The sequence below is a fragment of the Enterobacter sp. Ap-1006 genome, assembly GCF_011752835.1.
Classification (GTDB): domain Bacteria; phylum Pseudomonadota; class Gammaproteobacteria; order Enterobacterales; family Enterobacteriaceae; genus Cedecea.
Window position 1 is genome coordinate 178,222 of the sequence record NZ_VWWU01000003.1, and the last position, 19,424, is coordinate 197,645.

Sequence of the window (19,424 nt, forward strand, 5' to 3'; positions counted from 1 at the left end):
AAAATTCCTTTAATCAAAAACGAACCAGTGCAGAGCCCCAGGTGAAACCGCCCCCGAACGCTTCCAGCAGCACCAGCTGACCGCGTTTAATACGGCCATCGCGTACCGCTTCATCCAGCGCAGCCGGGACGGATGCAGCAGAGGTATTGCCATGACGATCCAGGGTCACGACGACATTATCCATCGGCATACCGAGCTTCTTCGCGGTCGCGCTGATGATGCGCAGGTTAGCCTGATGCGGTACCAGCCAGTCGAGCGCGGTGCGATCGAGGTTATTCGCAGCCAGGGTTTCGTCGACGATATGAGCCAGTTCGGTCACCGCAACTTTAAACACTTCGTTCCCGGCCATCGTCAGGTGAACTGAATTCTCAGGATTCACGCGATCGACGTTCGGCAGCGTCAGCAGGTCACCGTAGCTACCGTCTGCGTGCAGATGGGTAGAAATGATACCAGGCTCTTCAGACGCCCCTAGCACAACGGCGCCCGCGCCGTCGCCAAAAATAATAATGGTACTGCGATCTTCAGGATCGCAGGTACGAGCCAGAACATCGGCCCCGATAACCAGCGCATTTTTCACTGCGCCAGATTTCACGTACTGATCGGCAATGCTTAACGCGTAGGTAAAGCCTGCGCATGCCGCCGCCACATCAAACGCCGGACAGCCTTTAATTCCCAGCATCGCCTGAATCTGACAGGCTGCGCTTGGGAAAGCGTGCGTGGAAGAGGTTGTCGCTACAACAATCAGGCCGATGTCATTTTTATCAATGCCGGCCATGTCCAGTGCATGAAGCGCGGCTTCATAACCCATGGTTGAAACGGTTTCATTCGGGCCCGCAATACGACGCTCGCGAATACCAGTCCGGGTGACAATCCACTCGTCGGTCGTATCAACCATTTTTTCCAGGTCAGCGTTAGTACGCACTTGCTCAGGCAGGAAGCTGCCGGTACCAATAATCTTCGTATGCATTTACGCTCAGTCACTCTTGGGTAATACAGATTCCAGGCGGGCAGCAATTCTGGTGGGAACTTGCCGCCGCACCGCCTGCACTGCCTGTTCAATCGCGACAGCAAACGCTCGCTGATTGGCCGCACCGTGGCTCTTAATCACCGTGCCGCGCAATCCTAACAGACAGGCGCCATTATACTGGTCGGGGTTGAGGTGACCGAATCGCCTTATCAGACGCTTTTGTAGCCACTTCTTCAATATTATCAGCCACCACGACCTTTTTTTTCCTTCCCCCTGCGATTTGAGCAGTGAAAGGAACATCCTGACAACACCTTCCATCGTCTTGAGTGTGACGTTGCCGACAAAACCGTCACAGACCAGAACGTCCGTCTTGCCGGTGAGCAATTCGTTGGCCTCAAGGTATCCAATATAGTGCAATGAAGGCATTGTTTTTAATAATGCAGAGGCGTCGCGGATACTGTCCAGCCCCTTCGTCTCTTCTTCGCCGATATTCAGCAGCGCAACGCGCGGGCGAGAAATACCCAATACTTCTTCGGCCATCACGGAACCCATAATGGCAAACTGCACCAGCATCGTGCTGTCGCAGTCAACGTTGGCGCCGAGATCAAGCACCACCGTTTTACCTTTTTGCTGATGAGGTAATACCGTCATCAGCGCCGGACGCTCTATTCCGTCTATCGGCTTGAGCAGTAACTTCGCAAGCCCCATCAGCGCACCGGTATTCCCGGCACTGACGCAAGCCTCTGCCCGCCCTTCTTTAACCAACTCCAGCGCAACGCGCATTGACGATCCTCGGCTGGCACGGATCGCCTGAGAAGGTCTGGCATCACTGGCAATAACCGATTCCGCAGGAATAATCTGCAGACGTGAGCGTTGCTCGAAATCAGCTTTGGCAAGTAATGGCGTGATTGCGTCGGGATTGCCGACTAAAAGAAGATTAAGCGAAGAGTTAGAGTCCAGTGCCTGCAAAGCTGCAGGCACTGTCACGGAAGGACCGAAGTCCCCACCCATGGCATCTAACGCTAGGGTTAGACGTCTCAAGGTTGCGCCAGATTACTTAGCGATAACCTTGCGGCCGCGGTAGAAACCGTCGGCAGTGATGTGGTGACGCAGATGAGTTTCGCCAGAAACTTTGTCCACGGACAGGGTGGCGGTGGTCAGCGCGTCATGGGAACGACGCATGCCACGTTTGGAACGGGTTGGTTTATTCTGTTGTACGGCCATGGACCTTACTCCTCAATTACTTACGCTTTAAACTGGCTAATACGGCAAATGGGTTTGGTTTTTCCGCCTCTGGAGGCAGTTCGCCAAAGACCATGTCCGCCTCGGACACTTCACAGTGTTCAGAATCATGCACCGGAACTACAGGCAGGGAGAGGATAACTTCATCTTCCACCAGCGCCCGCAGATCGATTTCACCGAATTCGTTAACCTCAATCGGCTCATACGCTTCCGGGAGTGCTTCAGCCTGTTCGTCAGAGCGGACCGGACTGAAACAATACGTTGTGTGAACATGATGCACAAACGGTTTCCCGCAACGCTGGCATTCGAGCGTTACCGTCACCTTTGCATCGCCGGTCAAGACCGAGAGGCGCTGGTTATCGATAGCGAATCTCATGGAGCATTCTACATCAGTATCCACACTGACTACAGACTCGGCGATACGCTCAACCTGATCGGAAGCATACACTCCTTCGTAATCAAGGCGTTTTTGAGCCGTACGAACCGGATCAAGAGTCAGGGGTAATTTTACCTTTTGCATAGGGCGCGCATATTAACTTTGTAACGTCATAGAGTCAAAGAAAAAGGCCTGGAAACAGCGCCTTTTGCCATTTCTACCCTAAATAGTTTAAGTTGCAGGCAGACGCCCAGCTCAGCTAAGTGAGTACAGGTAACGCCCCTGCGGCTTAAAATATGACGGGTATATTCGCACACATTGCGGTGGCACAGTTTAAAATGCCTTCATCCAATTCGCTATCTTTAATGAAAAAAATATGAAACCGATTGTTCTGGCTTCCACCTCCCCCTTTCGCCACAGCCTGCTTGAAAAGCTCGGCATGCCTTTCATCACTGCGTCACCAGAGGTCGATGAGACGCCATACCAGGGAGAAGATGCACGCCATTTAGTGACCCGTCTCGCCCAGGCCAAAGCGCAGGCATTAAAGGAACGCTTCCCGCACCACCTTATTATCGGTTCCGATCAGGTTTGTGTTCTGAATAACCACATAACGGGAAAACCACACACGGAAGAGAATGCCGTACAGCAGCTGTTGCTGGCCCGGGGCACTATCGTGACCTTTTATACCGGGCTGGCTCTGTATAATTCTGCCAACGGGCAGCTACAAACGCTGTGCGAGCCTTTTGATGTTCATTTTCGTCATTTGACGGAGGATGAAATTCGCCGCTACGTGCAAAAAGAGCAGCCACTCAACTGTGCCGGGAGTTTTAAAAGCGAAGGATTGGGCATCACGCTGTTCGAAAGGCTTGAGGGGAAAGATCCCAATACCTTAATCGGGCTGCCGCTCATCAGCCTGTGCGAAATGCTGCGCAACGAAGACTGTAACCCGCTGTTGGCGTAATAAAAAATGCTCCGTCAAAGCGGAGCATTTTTCTTTATTTAGCGTTGCGTAAAACCTGCAGGCAGCGCTTTAACTGATCGTCCAGCGGCGCTTCAATGCGAATCACCTCCCCGGTATTCGGGTGGGTAAACTTCAGCGCGGCAGCGTGGAGGAACAGACGGTTGAGCCCGGTGCCCGCAAGCTGCTTATCAAACTCGCGGTCACCGTAACGATCGTCAAAGGCGATCGGATGGCCCGCGTGGAGAGTATGCACACGAATTTGATGCGTGCGCCCGGTAACCGGACTGCAGCGAACCAGCGTCGCAAATTCGTAGCGCTCTTCCACCTTGAAGCGAGTCTCAGAAGGCTTGCCTTCACTATTCACTCTCACGATGCGCTCCCCGCTTTGCAGGATATTTTTCAACAGCGGCGCCTGTACGACTTTTACGTGCGACTGCCATTGCCCGCGCACCAGCGCAAGGTAATCCTTCTGCATGCCTTTATCGCGCAGTTGTTCATGAAGCGAGCGCAGCGCAGAGCGTTTTTTAGCGACCAGCAGAACGCCGGACGTATCGCGGTCAAGGCGATGCACAAGCTCAAGAAAGCGCGCTTCCGGGCGCAGGGCGCGCAGCCCTTCAATCACCCCGAAGCTCAGGCCGCTACCGCCGTGTACCGCAGTACCAGAAGGCTTGTTTAGCACCAGAATGTGGTCGTCTTCATAAAGAATGACATCGGTCAGCGCAGCGACTTTTTGCAAATGCGGAGAAACGGCTTCTTCCTCACGCTCGGCAACGCGCACCGGCGGAATGCGCACTTCATCGCCTGCTTCAAGTTTGTACTCTGGCTTGATGCGTTTTTTATTTACCCGCACTTCACCTTTGCGCACGATGCGATAAATCATGCTTTTTGGCACGCCTTTCAGGCGGGCGAGCAAAAAGTTGTCGATACGCTGCCCGGCCTCATCGGCGGAAATTGCAACGATTTTTACTGATGGAGTCTCTGTTTTCATGGTCGGCGATTCTAAATAGCCCTGGCGCATAGCGCCACTCATTTTTATGTGCTTAACTGACAATCTGTTCTGTTTTAAACCGTCCAGACCGCCTTTTTTCATCCCCTTTGTGGCGAGGTTAAAATAGCGGTTAAAAAACTGTAAGAAACAGGACGCTAATAGCAAAAGTCATCTTGCTATAACAAGGTTAGCAGTGGAATAATGTTGCGGTTTTCCGTGTTGAATCTTGTTAGAACAAGAAAGTTTGCGGAATACCCATTTTGCCTGAACGTCCATCCACGCAGCAATGGCGTAAGACGTATTGTACTTTCAGGCAGTTAGCGGGCTGCGGGTTGCAGCCTGACCGGTAATATGGAATCAACTCTTAAGAAATATTCTAAGGTTATTCCCACGATAATTGCGCTGTATTTCCGTATGAAATACAGGCAACCGACACTTTGCGCCTCTCAGCAAACGACAACCGTGAGGTTGGCGACACGCGTTTAGTCACGAGGCCATCGGTTCACTCCCGGTTAGCGTCACCATGCCCGCAGCTCTGTCGCCAATGTAAGAATAATGAGTAAGTTACGATGAAAAGAATGTTAATTAACGCAACTCAGCAAGAAGAGTTGCGTGTCGCCCTTGTAGATGGGCAACGTCTGTACGATCTGGATATTGAAAGCCCAGGGCACGAACAGAAAAAAGCAAACATCTATAAAGGCAAAATCACCCGTATTGAACCAAGTCTGGAAGCGGCGTTTGTTGATTATGGCGCAGAAAGACACGGTTTCCTCCCTCTGAAAGAGATCGCTCGCGAATACTTCCCTTCGAACTACGCTTCCCACGGTCGTCCGAACATTAAAGATGTTCTGCGCGAAGGCCAGGAAGTGATCGTCCAGATTGATAAAGAAGAACGCGGTAACAAAGGCGCAGCCTTAACCACCTTTATCAGCCTTGCAGGCAGCTATCTGGTTCTGATGCCAAATAACCCTCGCGCCGGCGGCATTTCTCGTCGTATCGAAGGTGATGACCGTACCGAATTAAAAGAAGCGCTTTCTTCCCTTGAACTGCCGGACGGTATGGGTCTTATCGTACGTACCGCGGGTGTGGGCAAATCTGCAGAAGCGCTGCAGTGGGATCTGAGCTTCCGCCTGAAGCACTGGGAAGCCATTCAGAAAGCCGCTGAAAACCGCCCTGCTCCTTTCCTGATTCACCAGGAGAGCAACGTTATTGTTCGCGCCTTCCGCGACTACCTGCGCCAGGACATCGGTGAAATCCTGATCGACAACCCGAAAGTGCTTGAGCTGGCTCGCCAGCACATCGCCGCCCTGGGCCGCCCGGATTTCAGCAGCAAAATTAAGCTCTACACCGGTGAAATTCCGCTGTTCAGCCACTACCAGATTGAGTCGCAGATTGAGTCCGCCTTCCAGCGTGAAGTCCGTCTGCCGTCCGGCGGTTCTATCGTTATTGATACTACCGAGGCCTTGACCGCCATCGACATCAACTCCGCGCGTGCAACCCGCGGCGGCGATATCGAAGAAACCGCTTTCAACACTAACCTTGAAGCGGCCGATGAAATTGCCCGTCAGCTGCGCCTGCGTGACCTCGGCGGCCTGATCGTTATCGACTTCATCGACATGACGCCGGTTCGCCACCAGCGCGCGGTTGAAAACCGCCTGCGTGAAGCCGTGCGTCAAGACAGAGCCCGCATCCAGATCAGCCATATCTCACGTTTCGGCCTGCTGGAAATGTCGCGTCAGCGTCTGAGCCCTTCTCTTGGCGAGTCCAGCCACCACGTCTGCCCTCGCTGTAGCGGTACCGGCACCATTCGCGATAACGAATCCCTGTCGCTCTCCATTCTGCGTCTGATTGAAGAAGAAGCGCTGAAGGAGAACACCAAAGAAGTTCACGCCATTGTTCCTGTGCCAATCGCCTCTTACCTGCTGAACGAAAAACGTGATGCGGTAAGCGCCATTGAAAAACGCCAGGGCGGCGTGCGCGCGATTATCGTGCCAAACGATCAGATGGAAACCCCGCACTACTCCGTACTGCGCGTGCGTAAAGGCGAAGAAACCCAGACGCTGAGCTACATGCTGCCTAAGCTGCATGAAGAAGAGATGGCGGTGCCGTCTGACGAAGAGTACACCGAGCGTAAGCGCCCTGAGCAGCCTGCACTGGCCACCTTTGTCATGCCAGAGGTGCCACCTGCGCCACAGGAAACCACGGCGGAGAAATCTGCTGTTGTCGCCGCAAAACCAGCCGCTCAGCCAAAAGCTGATGCCGCTGCACAGCCGGGCCTGGTTAGCCGCTTCTTCTCTGCACTGAAAAAACTCTTCGCCGGCGACACCTCTGCCGCTGAAGTGAAAGAAGTGAAGGAAGAGAAAGCGACCGACTCTGAAAATCCGCGTCAGGATCGTCGTAACAATAACCGCCGTCAGAACAACCGCCGCGATCGTGGCGATCGTAATGACCGTGGGGACCGTAACAACCGCGATCGCGACAACCGTGATAATCGCAACAACCGCGATGACCGCAACAATGAAGCCCGTGAAGCTCGCGAACCGCGTGAAGGTCGTGACGACAATCGTCGCAACCGTCGTAACGGTCAACAGCAAAATGCGGAAGTCCGTGAATCACGCCAGAACGTTGTTGCTGCCGTTGACGATGCTGAAAAACAGCAGAAGTCCCGTGACGAGCAACAGCCACGTCGCGAGCGTAACCGCCGTCGCTCTGATGAAAAACGTCAGGCGCAGCAGGAAGTCAAAGCCCTGCAGCAGGACAATGTTGTCGAGCAGGATGCCGAGCAGGAAGAACGCACTCAGGTTATGCAGCGCCGTAAACCGCGCCAGCTGAACCAGAAAGTTCGCTTTGAATCTGCCGATGCTCCTGCAGTAGAAGAAACTCAGGTTGTGCAGGCCAGCACCGAGCAGGCACCGATTGCACTGCCTGCGGTTGTAGAAGCTCCAGTAAATGCAGAACAGCAGGATGAAAACGGTGAAAACCGCGATACTGCCGGTATGCCGCGTCGTTCACGTCGCTCTCCTCGTCACCTGCGTGTCAGCGGCCAGCGCCGTCGTCGCTATCGTGATGAGCGTTACCCGGCGGTATCCCCGATGCCACTGGCAGCAGCATGCGCCTCTCCAGAGCTGGCATCCGGGAAAGTGTTCATCACCTACCCTGTTGCCCGTCCACACGATCAGCTTGCTCAGGAAGAGGCGTTCCAGGCTCACGAAGACGTTCAGCACGTTAACGTCGCTGAGGCTGCAGCAGTAGAAGCCCGTGTTGAAGACGTCATGGTCATCGAGCCGGTGAAAGCGGTGGAAACCGTTATTGAACCTGCCGTGGTGGAAACAGCTCATCCAGAAGTGATTGAAGCACCGGTGGCTGAACAGCTGCAGCCGGTTGCCGAAGTGGATGAAGCGCCTGTCGCAGAGATCGTGGCACAGGTTTCGCCTGCAGAGGAAGAAACTGCTCAGGCGATCGCAGAAGTCAGCGAACCAGCGCCGGTAGCTGCAGAAGCTCCAGCGATTGAAGAGGCTCCAGCGGTTGAAGAAGCGCCGGTTGCAGTAGTTGAAGAAGTAAAACCTGTTGTGGAAGCAGCGCCTGTGATTGAAGCAACGCCTGTGACGCCAGAGGTTAACACCGAATCTTCTGCTGCCGCTAAGCACGCTACAGCGCCAATGACCCGCGCTCCGGCTCCGGAATATACGCCTGAAGCACCGCGCTCTAGCGACTGGGTTCGCCCGGACTTCGGCTTCAGCGGGAAAGGCTCTGCCGGCGGGCACAGCGCCAGCCATCAGGCTACGGCGCCAGCCACTCGCCCACAAAGCGTGGAGTAATCTTCAGCGCTATGTCAAAAGCCGGTCACCTGACCGGCTTTTTTATTTCCTCAACCCGATCAATGAGCAAGAAAATTGCCAGCCAATAAGATGTATTTAAAATGCACTTTATGATAAACACTGTAGCTAATTGTATGATGTAATGCTTGCAGAACTTATTGAGGAGAAACGCACCATGCTCCCTGTACCGCAGAACTGCATTCACACCCGCTCTTCTCCCTTCTGGGATAAAAACTCCGCCCCCGCGGGCCTGTTTCAGCGACATCTCGATAAAGGCACGCGCCCCGGCGTGTACCCTCGCCTGAGCGTCATGCAAGGAAAGGTTCGCTACCTGGGCTATGCCGATGCCACTTCGCCAGAGCCAGAAACAGAACTGATTGTTGAGGCAGGTCACTTCGGCGTATTCCCGCCAGAGAAATGGCATCACCTCGAGCTGCTCACCGACGACGCCGTCTTTAACATCGACTTTTTTGTCGCCCCGGAAGTGCTCCGCTCCATGTCATGACAGAAGGAATCTAATTATGCTGACTATTCCCAAAAACTATCTACATACCCGCGCCACGCCGTTCTGGACTAAAGAGACCGCCCCTGCCGCTTTATTTACCCATCACAATACCAAAGCGGGCGTCTTTGGCCGCCTCTCAGTGATGCAGGGCGCAGTGAAATATTTTGGTTTTCCCGACGCCGATTCAACAACACCCGACGTGGAAATCGTTATTGAGGCAGGCACCTTTGCAATTTCTCCGCCGCAGAAGTGGCACCGCATTGAGCTTCTGACCGACGACACTTATTTCAATATCGACTTCTTCGCCTCTCCTGAAGCAAAACTGGAAGGCAACGGCCTGGGTAAAGTGGTTAACAGCCAGAGGTAATCATGATGGGCAAAGCAACTTATACCGTCAGCGTCACCAACAACAGCAACGGCGTCTCGGTCGATTACGAGACCGAAACGCCAATGACGCTGCTGATCCCGGACGTCGCCGCCGAAGTGGTCAAAGAGCTGGTCAACACCGTCCGCGCTTATGACACTGAAGATGAACACGAAGTTTGCGGCTGGTGAAATGCACAAAAAAAAGCCCGCTCCGGGGTGCGGAAGCGGGCATATAAAGCGCGTTCAGTTTCATAACGCGCCCAAAACGTTGAAGGCTATCGGCTGTTAAGCTGGAACAGTGACATGCCTTGCAAATCAGTGAAAACTTTATAAGAGGCCTGAAGCGCAGCCTGCTGCTGAACATAGTTAGAGACGGTTGCCGTCCAGTCGGCGCCGACCAGCTGACTCATTTGGTCAGTTTGCGCCAGCGCTCTTTCATTACCGAGGTCATCCAGTTTGCTCAGCTCATTAAGCTGGGTACCTAACTCAGCGCGCACGGTAGACACATTGCTCAGGGCATTGCTCAGCCCACGGTTTGTTTTCGCGACGGCCGCATCAAGGGCTTTCTTACCTGCATCGTCCAACCCGGCCGTTGGCGTTTTCAAGGCTGCGATAGCAGAGTCCAGCATATTAAAGATGTTGGTCTCGCTCGGCGAGCCATCGGGCTCCGGCGTGGCGTTACTGGAGATGCGATTGAAAACATCATTGCCGGTATGCCCAATTGTCATGGTTCGGGAGGTATCAACCTGTTGGGTAATTGGAAGCGTTCCTCCCTGATAGGTGATGCTACCTGCCCCGCCGGTAAACGGTGCTGCTTCAGTTTTATAACCAGCAAAAATAAAACGACCGTTCCCGTCGGTACTGTTCGCCAGGTTCAGTATTTGGTTGCGAATACCTTCGAGATCGGTTGCCAGCGAGGCACGGTCGTCATCACTCAACGTTCCGCTGCTGGCAGCATAAACAACTTTCTCCTGAGCACTTTGAATTGAAGAGACCGTTTGCTGCAAAACGCTCTCTTCCAGCGAAACCTTCTGCGTCGCAAAGGTACGCGCCAGTTTGTACTGGTCGTTCATCGACTGAGCCTGGGAAAGCACCACCGCCTGAGACGCTGCAACAGGATCATCTGATGGCCGGTTAACTCGGTTACCGGTGCTCATCTGCTCGCCATAACTCAGCCATAAACTCTGCGCGTCGCTAATGCCGCGCATGTTCTGGTCATATAACATTTGGGTACTAATACGCATGACGCTGGCTCCCGTTAGCGAATGTTCAGCAACGCATCAAACAGCGATGATGCAGTCTGAAGGACCTGGGCGTTAGCCATATAATACTGCTGGTAACGCTGCAGGTTGCCATACTCTTCATCGAGGCTAACCCCCGAGATAGATTGCTGCTGCTTGGTGAGCTGCGTCACCACATTCCCCTGAGTCGTACTAGTCACTTTCAGGCTTGCCGTTTTGTTACCCACGTCGCTGACCAGAGTGGCATACGCATCGTTGAACGACTTGTTGCCTTCGACCTGCTTAGAGTTCTGCAGATCCAACATGGCCTGAGCGTTACGGTTATCGCTCTTGCCGGCGGTAGGATCGCTTGCCAGCGCCAGTTTCGACTCATCTTTCACGGCCAGGCTCATGTTCACTACCGCGTCGGATACCGGTTTAACGGTGAAGCTCTCGTTGTTGGCAGGCGTGCCGCTCACGCCAACTTTCAGCCCGTCAAAGTTCAGGCTGACGTTGCCGCTTGCGTCCGTTGTCGCACCGGGATTAATGTTGGCGTTGTCCGACAGACGGGTCACTTTCCAGTTTCCGCCCACAAACTCAACCTTATAATCACTGGCCTGAATCTGCTTGCTGTCGGTGGTGGTCGCGGTCAGCTGCGTGCCGCTGGTATTGCGGCTGTTGCTCAGGACTGTTGGGCCACCGACGGTAAACAGGTTGGTACCTTTGTCGCCGTTGGCATCATAGCCCTGGGTGTGCTGGCTGTTCATGGCCGTCGCAAAGGCCTGAGCCATCTGGCCCAGACGGTTACGAGCGCTGTCCAAATCCTGAGTACGGAAGGTAAACAGCCCACCCAGAGAACCTGTATTCAGCTGGCTTTCTGGAATTTCCACTTTACCGGCAATCGGATCGACAAAAGCGACTGTCGTACGGGAAGGATCGGCGCTGGAGTTAACCGCCGCCAGTTGGTTAGCCGTGTCGCCCTGCACCAGGCTAATACCATTGCCGATAGATACGTTGTACGTACCACCATCCTGCACGCTGACGTCTACGCCAACAATTTGGTTGAGCTGGCTAACCAGCTGATCGCGCTGATCCAGCAGGTCATTTGGCGCTGAACCCGCGCCCACACCTTTCAGGCGTGAGATCTGGTCGTTCAGATTCGCAATTTGCTTAGCGTAGGTGTTGATTTGGTCCACGCTGCTGCTGATCGACAGGTTAACCTGCTTGTCCTGATCGCGCAGGTACTGGTCGGTGACCTTAAACTGGTTTACCAGACCATCCGCTTTGCCCAGCAGCGCCTGACGAGCCGCAGGATCCTGAGCATTACTGGTCAGCGTCTGCAGGCCGGAGAAGAAATCCTGCATGGTTTTTGACAGCGAGTTGGTCGTCCCGGACAGTATGTTGTCGATTTTTGACATCTGCTGATACTGGGTTGTCAGCCCGCTGCTTTGCGTCTGGGCCGCACGCAGCTGGTTAGTGATAAAGGAGTCGTACTCACGCTGCACGCCGTTAACATACACGCCATTGCCAATATAGCCGCCCCCGGTCAGGGTGCTTTTGGACTGGGACAGAATCGTCGTCTGGCGGGTATAACCGCTTACGTTATAGTTCGAAATGTTATTGCCGACGGTGCTTAATGCCGCCTGGGCAGCACTCAGGCCACTCATGGCGCTGTTAATCAGGCTATTGGACATGAAGGTTCCTTGATAGCGTGTGGTCAAAGGTTCTGCTACCTATTATCGGCAGCAGGCCACGGGACTTGAGTCTCTTCAGAACAAATTCGACAAATCAGTGCTGTAGGCTTTGGAAACCTTGTCGCTCATGGCTTTCAGCTGCTGGATCATGCCGGTCAACTTACGTGCGTAGTTTGGATCCGTGGCGTAACCGGCGTTTTGCAGCGCCTGAGCACCCTGCTCTGCTGAAGACGCATTTGTCACGGCAGCATAGCGCGGGTTTTTCGTCAGCAAGCCAACGTAGTCAGAAAGCGCTTCCAGGTAAGAGCTGTAAACGCGGAACTTCGCTTTCACCTTCTTCGCCTCACCGTTTTCAAATTCGGTGGTGGTGATTTCCGTGGTCGCTCCTTTCCAGCCCGGCGTTGCCTTAACCCCGAACAGGTTGAAGCTCGGTTCACCTTTTTCGGTGCGGATCTGACGCTGGCCCCAGCCGGACTCGAGCGCGGCCTGCGCCAGAATCAGGTGGTGCGGAATGCCGCTGGCCTCACTGGCCAGACGCGCCGGCAGCGAGAGCTGTGCCAGGAAGTCTTTGCTGTCTCCGCTCATCGGCTCTTCGTTAGAAGGCGCGCGAGGCACGGCCTGACGCACCATTTGCGTTAGCGTCTGGTTCTGGTAGCTGGTGACCGTTTGCGGGTCGAGTTTCATCGGTACCTGACCTGCCGTTTCCGATGGCTCGACCTGCTCGTTACTCATTTGCTTAACCATCGCATCCGCCAGCCCCAGCCCTTTCGCACTCAGCTGTTGGGCTATCTGCTGGTCATACATGCTGGTGTACATCCGCGTGGACTCGCTGCTGAACAGACCGTCTTTCGGCAGCGCCTCACGCATGCTTTTCAGCATCATCTGCACGAACATCCCTTCCACCTGATGAGCCACCTCTTTCAGGTTGCCCTTAGGATCTTGTCCGGCCTTCGCCTTTAAATCATTGAGCGAGTTGGCGTCAAACGCGGCATTGGCAAGTGAACGGGCGTCAGTCAGCATTAGATGATTTCCAGTTTTGCACGCAGGCAGCCTGCGCTTTGCATGGATTGCAGGATAGACATCAGATCGATAGGCGTGGCCCCCAGCGCATTTAACGCACGGACGACATTATTCAGGTTGGCGCTGGAATTAACGCGCTGTACCGAGCCACCGCTCTGACGCAGGTCGATCTGCGTTTGCGGCGTCACCACGGTCTGGCCGCCGCCAAATGGCGTATTAGGCTGGCTGACCTGATTCTGACGATTTACGGTCACCGACAGGTTCCCCTGCGCAACGGCGCAGTTATCCAGAGTCACTTCGCGGTTCATCACCACGGAACCCGTGCGAGAGTTGATCACCACGCGCGCATCCTGCACCGGCATACTCACTTCAAGGTTTTGGATATCTGCCAGCAGACGAACCTGAGAGCTACCGCCGCTTGGCACGCGGATCTGGATCGTACGGCCATCCAGCGCAGTTGCGCTGCCGAAGCCACGGGAGCGGTTAATGGTGTCGGTGATCCGCTGGGCCAGGCTGAAGTCATCATCGTTAAGCTGCAGGTTGAGGGTGTTGCCGTTGCCGAAAGTCCCGGCCAGTTCACGCTCTACAACCGCGCCGCCGGTGATACGCCCGCCGTTAAGCTGGTTCACCTGCACGCTGCTGCCACCGGCAGCAGCGCCCGCACCGCCCACCAGCACGTTACCCTGCGCCAGGGCATAAACCTGATTATCCACGCCTTTGAGCGGCGTCATTAAGAGAGTCCCGCCGCGCAGGCTCTTCGCATTACCCATGGACGAAACAACAACATCAATGTTTTGCCCTGCTCGCGCGAACGCCGGGTATTTTGCCGTCACCATCACCGCTGCCACGTTTTTCAGCTGCATATTGGTGCCGGTCGGCACGGTAATACCCAGCTGGGAAAGCATGTTGTTCAGGCTTTGGGTGGTAAACGGCGTTTGCGTCGTCTGGTCACCGGTGCCGTCCAGCCCAACCACCAGGCCATAGCCAATCAGGGAGTTTTCACGCACGCCCTGCACGGTGGTCAGATCGCGAATGCGGTCAGCTGATGCATAAGCCGCTGTCAGCAGCACAACCAACCCGAATAAATATTTCACCATGGTACCCTCGCTTACATCGGCGATACGTTAAGGAAGAAGCGCTGCAGCCAGCCCATATTCTGCGCTTCATTAATGTAGCCGTTACCGACATACTCAATTCGGGCATCCGCCACTTGGGTCGACGCAACGGTGTTGCTGCCGCTGATGGTGCGCGGGTTCACTACGCCAGAGAAGCGGATAAACTCCGTCCCCTGGTTGATGGCAATCTGTTTCTCACCTACGACGTGCAGGTTTCCGTTGGCCAGCACCTGATCGACCGTCACCGTCAGCGTGCCGCTGAAGGTGTTGCTGGCGTTGGCGCCGCCTTTACCGTTAAAGCCATTGCTGCCGGAAGCGCTCAGGTCAGCTTTCCCTCCTCCCAATAGCCCCGAAGCAAAAGTCGGGACCGTGTCGAAGCCGAGGGCCGATTTTCCATCGCGGCTGGCGTTCGCCGAGGAGCTCTTACTGGCGCTGACGTTTTCCTGAAGCTGGATGGTCAGAGTGTCGCCGATATTACGTGGACGACGGTCTTCAAACAGCGGCTGATAACCGTAGTTCATCGGCTGTGCGGTCTGGAATATTGATCCGTTAATCGTTGGCGAAGGACCAGGCACCGGCTGCGCGGTCGTGGCCCCTTCAACCAGTGGTTTACTAGGCACTAAGGCGCAGCCGCTTACGGCAAACACCAGACTCAGGAGAACAGGACGGAGCACCATTGGGTTTTGCATTGCTTTCATCTTCAGGTCACGGCAGCCGACGCGCTTTCACGCGTCGGCAAACGCCTTACATTTGCGTCAGTTTTTGCAGCATCTGGTCGGTGGTGCTGACCGCTTTGCTGTTGATTTCGTAAGCGCGCTGAACCTGGATCATGTTTACCAGCTCTTCAGCAACGTTTACGTTTGAGGTCTCAACATAGCCCTGATAGAGCAGACCTGCGCCGTTCAATCCCGGCGTGGAATCGTTTGGCGCACCGGATGCCTGCGTTTCGGTGTAAAGGTTTTCACCAATACTTTCCAGGCCGGTGTCGTTCATAAAGGTCGTCAGGTTCAGCTGCCCTACCTGCACCGGCGCGGTCTGCCCTTGCAGAGTCGCGCTCACCACACCGTCACGGCCGATAGTCAGGCTCAGCGCGTTTGCCGGCACGGTAATCGCAGGCTGCACCTGGAAACCGCCCGCCGTCACCAGCTGTCCATTTTGGTCAACCTGGAAAGAACCGTCGCGCGTATAGGCGGCGGTACCGTCCGGCAGCAGAACCTGGAAGAAACCTTCGCCTTTGATGGCCACATCTTTGCTGTTGTCCGTTTTAGACAGGTTGCCCTGGCTGTGCAGACGCTCGGTGGCCACCGGACGAACGCCGGTCCCGATCTGTAAACCAGACGGCAGCGTCGTCTGCTCAGAAGACTGAGCCCCCGGCTGGCGAATGGTTTGATAAAGCAAATCTTCAAACACGGCGCGTTGACGCTTGAAACCATTGGTGGAGACGTTTGCCAGGTTGTTGGCAATCACATCCATATTGGTTTGCTGTGCATCAAGGCCCGTTTTGGCGATCCATAAAGAATTGATCATGTTTGAATCCTGTAATAAGTAAGCCGGGCGTTAGGTCATTTGCAGCAGCGTGTTAGCGCGCTGTTCGTTTTCATCAACGTTGGCGATAACTTTCATCTGCATCTCAAAACGACGGGCGTTGGCGATCATATCCGCCATCGCCTCTGCCGGTTTGACGTTGCTGCCTTCCAGTACGCCGGACATCACCTTAATCGTTGGGTCGGCCTGCGCGATGGCACCGCGTGTCGCCTGGGCGGCGGGGTTCAAACGAAACAGCCCGTCATCACCGCGCACCACCTCCTGCTGTGTGGCTTTCACCAGCTTCAGTCGGCCAATCGGCGCCACGGTATTTGGCGGGTCGCCCGGGTTCAGCGCGGAGATAGTTCCGTCCGCGGCGATGGTAAGCTGCGAACCTTCCGGCACCGCAATCGGGCCACCTTCACCGATAACGGGCCGGCCACCAATGGTCAACTGACCGGCAGGGCTGACCTGAATGTTACCGTTGCGGGTATAGCCTTCTCCGCCGTCCTGCGTCTGCACCGCCAGCCAGCCATCCTGCTGCAAAGCAACGTCCATCGGGCGCGAGGTGTAGTCCAGCTGACCAGGCGTCATATCAGCCCCTGGCGTTGAGGCAATCACCAGGGTACGAGTTGGCAGAGAAAGCCCTTCCACCGGGACAGCACGCAAAGCATTAAGCTGCGCGCGGAAGCCCGGTGTGGAAGCGTTCGCCATGTTGCTCGCCGTGACTGACTGTTGATTCAGCGTCTGGCTGGCAGCGCCCATGGCGGTGTAGATTGCATGATCCATTAAGCCGTCCCTTCAGGCGCTTAGCGCAGGTTAACCAGGGTGTTGAGGATCTGGTCCTGGGTTTTGATGGTCTGCGCGTTCGACTGATAGTTACGCTGCGCGACGATCATGTTGACCAGTTCTTTACTCAGATCCACGTTCGAAGACTCCAGCGCGCCGCTGGTCAGGGTTCCGAAGTTACCGGTGCCCGCCAGGCCCAGCAACGCAACACCGGAAGAGTTGCTTGCGGTCCAGACGTTATCGCCCTGGGACTGCAAACCTTCAGGGTTCGCAAAGTTGGACAGCACGATTTGCCCCAGAAGCTGGGTCTGCTCGTTGGAGTAGTTCCCGACCACGGTGCCATCGTCGTTAATCTGATAAGACGTCAGGTCACCCGGCTTGTAGCCGTTCTGGTTGGTCGCCACGATGTTGTTAGACCCGGTGTTCTGCTGCATGGAGTTCTGGAAGCTCAGCGCGAAGGTCGCAGGTGTCGCGCCGTTGGTGACGCCGGTGGTCACGTTGATGCTGGTTGGCAGCGTGTTCGGGTTTGGAATCGGATCGGCAGCATTGGCAGTAATCCCCTGCAGGTTGCCGTTATTGTCGAAACGCATAAACCCGGCGGACGTTGCCGTAGAACCCGCTACGGAAGAGTCTTTGGTGTAAACCTGCCAGGCGTTATCCGCGCTCTTAACGTAGTAAACATCCATACCATGGGCGTTACCCTGGCTGTCATAAACGGTGACCGTGCCCTTCTTGTTGTAGCTGTTCGCATTGGTAGGGTCGAACGGCGTTACGGTCGGGGTCTTATCGGTAGAGTTCAGGTTGATCTGCTGGGACGCAGTGGTGGTGGTCTTCGCCGGCATCAGCGTGTTCGGGATCGACAAGCCTACCGGGTTGGCGCCCTGTTGGATGGTTGGTGGCGTGCCGGTTGCCGGGTAACCTGTCAGCTGCAGGCCCTGCATGTTCACCAGGTTACGGTTTTCATCCAGCTTGAACTGGCCGTTACGGCTATAGAACACCGAGCCTGAGCTGTCTACCAGGCGGAAGAAGCCGTTCTGGCTGATAGCGACGTCCAGGCCACGACCGGTCCCGGTGGTAGTCCCGTCGCCAAAGTTCTGGGTCACGCCCGCGACTTTAACGCCCAGACCCACTTTAGAGCCTGCGAACATATCGGCAAAAGAGACCGAACCTGATTTAAAACCGTAGGTGGCGGAGTTGGCAATGTTGTTACCAATCACGTCCAGGTTGGTGGCCGCAGCATTTAAGCCGCTGACCGCTTGAGAAAACGCCATGTCTTACTCCTGCTTAGGTTATAGGCTTAAATAATTTGCCTGATTGCATCGAGGGTCGTAGAACCGTAGGTCCCGAGATCCAGTTTGAGGCCATCTTTGCCGTTGATAACACCGCTCACCATAGCGAAGCCCAGCGGCTGAGCCACCAGCTGTGTCCCGCCATTCGTGGCATTGATCGCCACGGTATAAGAGCCGTCCGGCACGTTGGTGCCGTCGTTGGCGCTGCCGTCCCAGGTAAAGGTATGCACTCCGGCACTCAGTCCACCAATCTCGATAGTACGCACCACTTTGCCGTCTTTATCGGAGATGGTGGCCGTGACTTTGTCCGCCGCCTGCTGCAGCTCGACGCCAAACGGCGTGGTGCTGATGGTGTTGGTTTTTGAATCGGTCCCCGCCAGGATTTTGTTGCCCGGGATCATGACGCCATGGCCAATCAGGGCGCTGGCCTGCAGAGACTGGTTCTGGTTGATCTGGCCGGAAACGGAACCCAGCGTGGTGTTAAGTTTTTCGATGCCGCTAACGGTACTGATCTGCGCCAGCTGCGTGGTCAGTTCGTTGTTCTGCATCGGGTTGGTCGGATCCTGGTTTTTTAACTGCGCCACCAGCAGGGTCAGAAAACTCCCCTGCAGGTCTGCGGCGCTGTTGCCGGTCAGGCTGTTTTTCGATGCACCAGCCGTAGGATCAACATTGTTAGTCGGATCGTTCACTTTGACTGCAATGGACATATAGGCTCCTGTTACTGACCGAGAGTGAGCGTTTTCATCATCATGCCCTTCACGGTGTTGAGCACTTCGACGTTGGCCTGATAGCTACGGGAGGCGGACATGCTGTTGACCATCTCCCCGACCACATCAACGTTTGGCATACGCACGTAGCCGCGCGCGTCCGCAAGCGGGTTGCCCGGCTGGAAAACCAGCTTGTCCGGCGCATCGCTCTCAATCACTTTGGTCACTTTAACGCCACCGGTGGCCGCGCCAGGGGCTGCATCCACCTGGAAAACGACCTGTTTTGCGCGGTAAGGCTGACCGTCTGGTCCGGTGACGCTGTCGGCGTTGGCGAGGTTACTTGCCGCCACGTTCATGCGTTTGGACTGGGCCGTCATAGCCGAACCGGCGATATCGAAAATATTGAGTAAGGCCATCGATTATCCCTGTAGCACCGACATCATGCTTTTGATTTGCCCGCCAAGCACCGTGAGGTTTGTTTGGTAATTCAGGCTGTTATCGGCAAACTGCGTACGTTCACGGTCCATATCGACGGTGTTACCGTCCATGGCGGGCTGGTCAGGTACGCGGTAAAGGAGATCGAGCGACGGAGTGGAGTGGGTTTCTGCCGGGATATGGCGTGCCGAAGTGAGCGCCAGAGACATGCCGCCTCCTTCAACGCGTCCGCGCTCCATCACTTTTTTCATTTCACTGGCAAAGTCGATATCGCGCGCCTGAAAGCCCGGCGTGTCGGCATTGGCGATATTCGCGGCCAGAATCTCTTGGCGCTGAGCACGCAAATTAAGCGCTTCTTGCTGAAATCGCAGTGCGGCGTCCAGTTTATCGAGCATGCTTCCTCCATGG

General features: G+C 55.2%; 21 protein-coding genes. 5 read left to right on the forward strand and 16 right to left on the reverse strand.

What is annotated here, in order from left to right:
- Window positions 1–13 precede the first annotated feature (13 nt).
- The 4 genes from F3J28_RS09050 to yceD are packed head-to-tail and all read right to left on the reverse strand — an operon-like array spanning window position 14 to window position 2,729.
- Window positions 14–967 carry a beta-ketoacyl-ACP synthase III gene (locus F3J28_RS09050; protein ID WP_039291889.1) on the reverse strand — a complete coding sequence of 318 codons (954 nt, stop codon included), beginning with the start codon at window positions 965–967 and terminating at the stop codon, window positions 14–16.
- A 6-nt stretch (window positions 968–973) separates the two neighbouring features.
- Window positions 974–2,008 (reverse strand): phosphate acyltransferase PlsX, encoded by a 1,035-nt coding sequence (gene plsX / locus F3J28_RS09055; RefSeq protein WP_166875161.1) that lies wholly within the window; start codon window positions 2,006–2,008, stop codon window positions 974–976.
- 12 nt (window positions 2,009–2,020) lie between these two features.
- Window positions 2,021–2,191 carry a 50S ribosomal protein L32 gene (rpmF, locus tag F3J28_RS09060; protein WP_008453470.1) on the reverse strand — a complete coding sequence of 57 codons (171 nt, stop codon included), beginning with the start codon at window positions 2,189–2,191 and terminating at the stop codon, window positions 2,021–2,023.
- 16 nt (window positions 2,192–2,207) lie between these two features.
- Complete coding sequence (gene yceD, locus F3J28_RS09065; RefSeq protein WP_166875162.1) at window positions 2,208–2,729, reverse strand: 23S rRNA accumulation protein YceD; 522 nt, start codon at window positions 2,727–2,729, stop codon at window positions 2,208–2,210.
- 232 nt (window positions 2,730–2,961) lie between these two features.
- Here yceD and F3J28_RS09070 point away from each other — a divergent pair, with 232 nt between their 5' ends.
- Window positions 2,962–3,546: a Maf family protein gene (locus tag F3J28_RS09070; RefSeq protein ID WP_166875165.1), complete on the forward strand. Its 585-nt coding sequence runs from the start codon at window positions 2,962–2,964 to the stop codon at window positions 3,544–3,546.
- A 34-nt stretch (window positions 3,547–3,580) separates the two neighbouring features.
- Here the strand turns inward: F3J28_RS09070 and rluC are convergent, their stop codons facing one another.
- A complete protein-coding gene (gene rluC / locus F3J28_RS09075; RefSeq protein ID WP_166876534.1) occupies window positions 3,581–4,534 on the reverse strand; it encodes a 23S rRNA pseudouridine(955/2504/2580) synthase RluC in 954 nt (317 codons plus the stop codon).
- A gap of 569 nt (window positions 4,535–5,103) precedes the next feature.
- Between rluC and rne the strand changes: the two genes are divergently transcribed.
- The 4 genes from rne to F3J28_RS09095 all read left to right on the forward strand — a co-directional run bounded on the left by rne (window position 5,104) and on the right by F3J28_RS09095 (window position 9,412).
- The gene (gene rne / locus F3J28_RS09080; RefSeq protein WP_166875168.1) at window positions 5,104–8,352 is read left to right on the forward strand and encodes a ribonuclease E; all 3,249 of its coding nucleotides are present in this window, start codon (window positions 5,104–5,106) and stop codon (window positions 8,350–8,352) included.
- A gap of 175 nt (window positions 8,353–8,527) precedes the next feature.
- Window positions 8,528–8,857, forward strand: a complete 330-nt coding sequence (locus F3J28_RS09085) for a TehB family protein (protein WP_008453477.1) — start codon at window positions 8,528–8,530, stop codon at window positions 8,855–8,857.
- 16 nt (window positions 8,858–8,873) lie between these two features.
- Window positions 8,874–9,224 carry a TehB family protein gene (locus tag F3J28_RS09090; protein WP_166875171.1) on the forward strand — a complete coding sequence of 117 codons (351 nt, stop codon included), beginning with the start codon at window positions 8,874–8,876 and terminating at the stop codon, window positions 9,222–9,224.
- A gap of 5 nt (window positions 9,225–9,229) precedes the next feature.
- Entirely contained in the window at window positions 9,230–9,412 is a 183-nt protein-coding gene (locus F3J28_RS09095) for a DUF1869 domain-containing protein (protein WP_008453480.1), read from the forward strand.
- An 86-nt stretch (window positions 9,413–9,498) separates the two neighbouring features.
- Here the strand turns inward: F3J28_RS09095 and flgL are convergent, their stop codons facing one another.
- From flgL to flgB, 11 genes are all read right to left on the reverse strand, one after another.
- Window positions 9,499–10,467, reverse strand: coding sequence for a flagellar hook-associated protein FlgL (gene flgL, locus F3J28_RS09100; protein WP_008453482.1), 969 nt, complete (start codon window positions 10,465–10,467; stop codon window positions 9,499–9,501).
- A gap of 14 nt (window positions 10,468–10,481) precedes the next feature.
- Window positions 10,482–12,137 (reverse strand): flagellar hook-associated protein FlgK, encoded by a 1,656-nt coding sequence (gene flgK, locus F3J28_RS09105; RefSeq protein WP_008453485.1) that lies wholly within the window; start codon window positions 12,135–12,137, stop codon window positions 10,482–10,484.
- Window positions 12,138–12,212: 75 nt separating this feature from the next.
- Complete coding sequence (gene flgJ / locus F3J28_RS09110; protein ID WP_008453487.1) at window positions 12,213–13,157, reverse strand: flagellar assembly peptidoglycan hydrolase FlgJ; 945 nt, start codon at window positions 13,155–13,157, stop codon at window positions 12,213–12,215.
- The gene (locus tag F3J28_RS09115; RefSeq protein WP_008453489.1) at window positions 13,157–14,254 is read right to left on the reverse strand and encodes a flagellar basal body P-ring protein FlgI; all 1,098 of its coding nucleotides are present in this window, start codon (window positions 14,252–14,254) and stop codon (window positions 13,157–13,159) included. The genes flgJ and F3J28_RS09115 overlap by 1 nt, the downstream gene beginning before the upstream one ends.
- An 11-nt stretch (window positions 14,255–14,265) precedes the next feature.
- The gene (locus tag F3J28_RS09120; protein WP_085938871.1) at window positions 14,266–14,961 is read right to left on the reverse strand and encodes a flagellar basal body L-ring protein FlgH; all 696 of its coding nucleotides are present in this window, start codon (window positions 14,959–14,961) and stop codon (window positions 14,266–14,268) included.
- A 55-nt stretch (window positions 14,962–15,016) separates the two neighbouring features.
- The gene (gene flgG, locus F3J28_RS09125; RefSeq protein ID WP_039291854.1) at window positions 15,017–15,799 is read right to left on the reverse strand and encodes a flagellar basal-body rod protein FlgG; all 783 of its coding nucleotides are present in this window, start codon (window positions 15,797–15,799) and stop codon (window positions 15,017–15,019) included.
- 30 nt (window positions 15,800–15,829) lie between these two features.
- On the reverse strand, window positions 15,830–16,585 hold the full coding sequence (locus tag F3J28_RS09130) for a flagellar basal body rod protein FlgF (RefSeq protein ID WP_008453495.1): 756 nt from the start codon (window positions 16,583–16,585) through the stop codon (window positions 15,830–15,832).
- Between the two features lie 20 nt (window positions 16,586–16,605).
- On the reverse strand, window positions 16,606–17,856 hold the full coding sequence (gene flgE, locus F3J28_RS09135; RefSeq protein WP_166875174.1) for a flagellar hook protein FlgE: 1,251 nt from the start codon (window positions 17,854–17,856) through the stop codon (window positions 16,606–16,608).
- 26 nt (window positions 17,857–17,882) lie between these two features.
- Window positions 17,883–18,581 carry a flagellar hook assembly protein FlgD gene (flgD, locus tag F3J28_RS09140; protein WP_008453498.1) on the reverse strand — a complete coding sequence of 233 codons (699 nt, stop codon included), beginning with the start codon at window positions 18,579–18,581 and terminating at the stop codon, window positions 17,883–17,885.
- Window positions 18,582–18,592: 11 nt separating this feature from the next.
- Complete coding sequence (gene flgC / locus F3J28_RS09145; RefSeq protein WP_008453499.1) at window positions 18,593–18,997, reverse strand: flagellar basal body rod protein FlgC; 405 nt, start codon at window positions 18,995–18,997, stop codon at window positions 18,593–18,595.
- 3 nt (window positions 18,998–19,000) lie between these two features.
- Window positions 19,001–19,411, reverse strand: a complete 411-nt coding sequence (gene flgB, locus F3J28_RS09150) for a flagellar basal body rod protein FlgB (protein WP_008453500.1) — start codon at window positions 19,409–19,411, stop codon at window positions 19,001–19,003.
- Between the last annotated feature and the right edge of the window lie 13 nt (window positions 19,412–19,424).

Bases quoted from the DNA above. Each gene is read 5' to 3' on its own strand.
- F3J28_RS09050 (WP_039291889.1), bottom strand. From the start codon at position 967: ATGCATACGAAGATTATTGGTACCGGCAGCTTCCTGCCTGAGCAAGTG.
- rpmF (WP_008453470.1), bottom strand. From the start codon at position 2,191: ATGGCCGTACAACAGAATAAACCAACCCGTTCCAAACGTGGCATGCGT.
- yceD (WP_166875162.1), bottom strand. From the start codon at position 2,729: ATGCAAAAGGTAAAATTACCCCTGACTCTTGATCCGGTTCGTACGGCT.
- F3J28_RS09070 (WP_166875165.1), top strand. From the start codon at position 2,962: ATGAAACCGATTGTTCTGGCTTCCACCTCCCCCTTTCGCCACAGCCTG.
- rluC (WP_166876534.1), bottom strand. From the start codon at position 4,534: ATGAAAACAGAGACTCCATCAGTAAAAATCGTTGCAATTTCCGCCGAT.
- rne (WP_166875168.1), top strand. From the start codon at position 5,104: ATGAAAAGAATGTTAATTAACGCAACTCAGCAAGAAGAGTTGCGTGTC.
- F3J28_RS09085 (WP_008453477.1), top strand. From the start codon at position 8,528: ATGCTCCCTGTACCGCAGAACTGCATTCACACCCGCTCTTCTCCCTTC.
- F3J28_RS09090 (WP_166875171.1), top strand. From the start codon at position 8,874: ATGCTGACTATTCCCAAAAACTATCTACATACCCGCGCCACGCCGTTC.
- F3J28_RS09095 (WP_008453480.1), top strand. From the start codon at position 9,230: ATGGGCAAAGCAACTTATACCGTCAGCGTCACCAACAACAGCAACGGC.
- flgL (WP_008453482.1), bottom strand. From the start codon at position 10,467: ATGCGTATTAGTACCCAAATGTTATATGACCAGAACATGCGCGGCATT.
- flgK (WP_008453485.1), bottom strand. From the start codon at position 12,137: ATGTCCAATAGCCTGATTAACAGCGCCATGAGTGGCCTGAGTGCTGCC.
- flgJ (WP_008453487.1), bottom strand. From the start codon at position 13,157: ATGCTGACTGACGCCCGTTCACTTGCCAATGCCGCGTTTGACGCCAAC.
- F3J28_RS09115 (WP_008453489.1), bottom strand. From the start codon at position 14,254: ATGGTGAAATATTTATTCGGGTTGGTTGTGCTGCTGACAGCGGCTTAT.
- F3J28_RS09120 (WP_085938871.1), bottom strand. From the start codon at position 14,961: ATGCAAAACCCAATGGTGCTCCGTCCTGTTCTCCTGAGTCTGGTGTTT.
- flgG (WP_039291854.1), bottom strand. From the start codon at position 15,799: ATGATCAATTCTTTATGGATCGCCAAAACGGGCCTTGATGCACAGCAA.
- F3J28_RS09130 (WP_008453495.1), bottom strand. From the start codon at position 16,585: ATGGATCATGCAATCTACACCGCCATGGGCGCTGCCAGCCAGACGCTG.
- flgE (WP_166875174.1), bottom strand. From the start codon at position 17,856: ATGGCGTTTTCTCAAGCGGTCAGCGGCTTAAATGCTGCGGCCACCAAC.
- flgD (WP_008453498.1), bottom strand. From the start codon at position 18,581: ATGTCCATTGCAGTCAAAGTGAACGATCCGACTAACAATGTTGATCCT.
- flgC (WP_008453499.1), bottom strand. From the start codon at position 18,997: ATGGCCTTACTCAATATTTTCGATATCGCCGGTTCGGCTATGACGGCC.
- flgB (WP_008453500.1), bottom strand. From the start codon at position 19,411: ATGCTCGATAAACTGGACGCCGCACTGCGATTTCAGCAAGAAGCGCTT.